At 58.6% G+C, this 2,585-nt stretch carries 2 protein-coding genes; both read right to left on the bottom strand.

Features of this window, described 5'->3' with window-relative positions:
• Positions 1–520 precede the first annotated feature (520 nt).
• Positions 521–1,777, bottom strand: a complete 1,257-nt coding sequence (locus NKH35_RS31340) for a type II toxin-antitoxin system HipA family toxin (protein ID WP_023706402.1) — start codon at positions 1,775–1,777, stop codon at positions 521–523.
• Positions 1,752–2,078 (bottom strand): helix-turn-helix domain-containing protein, encoded by a 327-nt coding sequence (locus NKH35_RS31335; protein ID WP_352461204.1) that lies wholly within the window; start codon positions 2,076–2,078, stop codon positions 1,752–1,754. Before NKH35_RS31335 ends, NKH35_RS31340 begins: the two co-directional genes overlap by 26 nt.
• Positions 2,079–2,585 lie beyond the last annotated feature (507 nt).

The following is a 2,585-nucleotide window of genomic DNA, read 5'->3' as shown; positions in this document are numbered from 1 at the left end:
TGCCGATGCCGCCCTAGCCGTAAAAGGCGATCTGACGCAAACCTGACAAGTAGCTTTCCTTCCTTCGTTCCCATTCATCGCGGCTGCCGCGACTTGAATGCCGGTCGGGCAGCTCTAGCCGCCTCGCACCTAAGGATCTCAAGACTCATGCCAATTTGGCTGATCCAACCGAAGAATAATTTCATGGTTGCTTTTCAGGGGTTTAGCTTGAGTTCCAAGAAAGGATCGTCGGAACGGCCCGTGTAGCGGACGCGACATTGGCGACACAAAGCGTCGGATCGCGATCCTCAGTCACCGCATTCGGTTGAACCGCATCGTTGTATTGAGGTGGACGAACAGCATCTCGACCCTCTGTGGGATGCTGCGAACTCTTCTGCCCGCGAGCTGACGTGCTTGCTCAACGCGTGTCCAAGTGGACACTCCGCCGACTTTGCGCGCGATCCTAGCATGCCACCGATCCACGGCCACTCATCCGGGGCACGGGCGAATAGTTCCGCTATATCAACCCGAGGGACTCGGTTTACTTCTCGGCGCAGGAGTTCAGTACCGTCGTCATCGCCTTCACATGTTCGTCGATCCGCTCGAGCACTTTCGCTGCGACAACGTCGCGCTCAGGCAGATGCCACCAGTACTCGTTGACGAGTTTGACCGTCTCGACCACTGCCTTCAGGACTGCTGGCTCCGGAAGCCGTGCACGGTTCGCAAATGCTTTCCATCGCGGTGCTGCTAGCGCCTTAAACGAGCGCTCTCCTCCAAGCGACAGCGCCATGGCGTCGGCGGGAATATATGGCACGGTGGACAGGAGGTCGTAGATTGGTGCAAGCGCCGGCTTGTCGCCGTTATCGGGATAGATCAAAGACCAGTTCTTCAGGTGCATGTCGCCATTGCCGGTGATGACGGTCAGTGCCAGGCGGCGGACGAATTCGAGAGCCGCCGTAGGCGAGACGGCCACGCCAAGAGCCAAGGCTATGTCGTGATAAGCAGCCCCCTCATATTTGCGCGAGGGGTAGACACCGAAGATTTGAGCGAAATCCTCGATGTGTATCCTCTCGCCCTCAGCGCCGCGATCGAAGCGTTTGACGAGAAGGACCTTGCCCTCTGACAGCGTGTTGAATTCTTCGGGAATATCCTCAAAATCGGACTTCTCGACAAGTTCGCGTTCAGGAACCTCCATGCCGATTGCTGCTGCTAGCGCCAGGTTGGCGAATTCGTTCTCGGAAACGCCCGGAAACGCCGTCGAAGGGAACTTGGCGATGTACCGGCCCTGCTCGTCGTCCATCGGCAAGGTAAGGCCGCCGCCTTTTCCAATGTTCTTCATGACCGACAGCTTCATCTGCACGCCGGCAAGCGAGAACCGTGCCTTGGGCTGATCCTTTGAAGCGTCCTGTGAAACCGCTATCGCGCCGTCACTGGGCAACGCCCGTACGGCTCCCGGCAGATCGGCGCCCAGCGCCGCTAAAAGGTCGAAATCATTGCCTGGCCGCACATTGCCTTCGTGGTGCCTTTCCATCGCCTCGCGCAATTTCTCCTCCGGCAGGAGGTTCGCGAAGAATGCGGGCAAGGCGCTTGCCAGAGGCTTCGGATCTTTCCGCAATCCTCCCGTCGCTGCCCGGAACGACAGGCTGAGAACCGGAAAGCCGCCCGTCGCGCGGTAGGCCTCATCGAAGTTGAATGCATTGAAATCGCCCGGCGTCCTGACGATTGTGCCGATTTTCGCTGCGTTCAAGAGCACGTCCAGCGACGGGATCGTCTTAGGTGCGCGAAAGACTGGAGCCATGATCGTCATCGTCAGGTTGAGAAACAAAGGCGGGTCGATCGTCATCATCATGCGGACGCAATAGAGCCTGGACAGCCGGCACCATGACTTGCGGAACCAGCATCATTTCCAGACCGAGCGCGCGAGCGATATTGATGAGGGTCGTCGCACGCGCCGCTGCGGCTCCCTTTTCGATGTCGCGATAGCGGGGACGGGATATACCCGCCAAGTCAGCAACCTGCTCCTGCGTCATGGCGGCGGCCAGCCTCGCCTTCCTGAAAAGCCCACCGATTTCGCGCAGAATTTCCGATTCAGAGTCCATAACGATACGCAGACTCCAATGCCAAATGGTACGCAGGGGTATCTTATCCAGCGGAGCAAGTCAAAGCTTTATGATCTGTTCACGTATCAAATATGGAAATCATGATATGCAAAGATATCTTTAGCGCCTCAGAGCGAACGGCGTTCCTCGAAGAGCAGCTGCTACTGCCACCGTGCACCCGGCGTTTCTACCGACTGGGCCGGCCAGGTGCGTACGTCGCCCGAAAACGGCCAACTGCGAACATTCAGCGAAATGGCTATTTTGACCTCGGCGCAATGCGCCCGACGGTGTCCCTATGAACACGAAAGAGATGAGCGATTTCAGCTGCCGGATGCCTTATCGCGTTAAAGTGGTGACGTCCGGACAGGCCTAAAAGCTGGATGGGACGACATCGACGCGATTGGAACTAGGAGCACGAAAGCGCATGGCCGCTGATCAAGGCTGGCAAAGGCCAGGTGGTGGGGGGGCCCCCCCGCCGGGGGGGGGGGGCGCCCCCACGCCGGGGGG

It is taken from the genome of Mesorhizobium sp. M1143 (assembly GCF_040318435.1).
In the GTDB taxonomy this organism is placed as follows: domain Bacteria; phylum Pseudomonadota; class Alphaproteobacteria; order Rhizobiales; family Rhizobiaceae; genus Mesorhizobium.
Note: the sequence above shows the minus strand (reverse complement) of the source record. Positions and strands in the feature narration are given on the sequence as shown.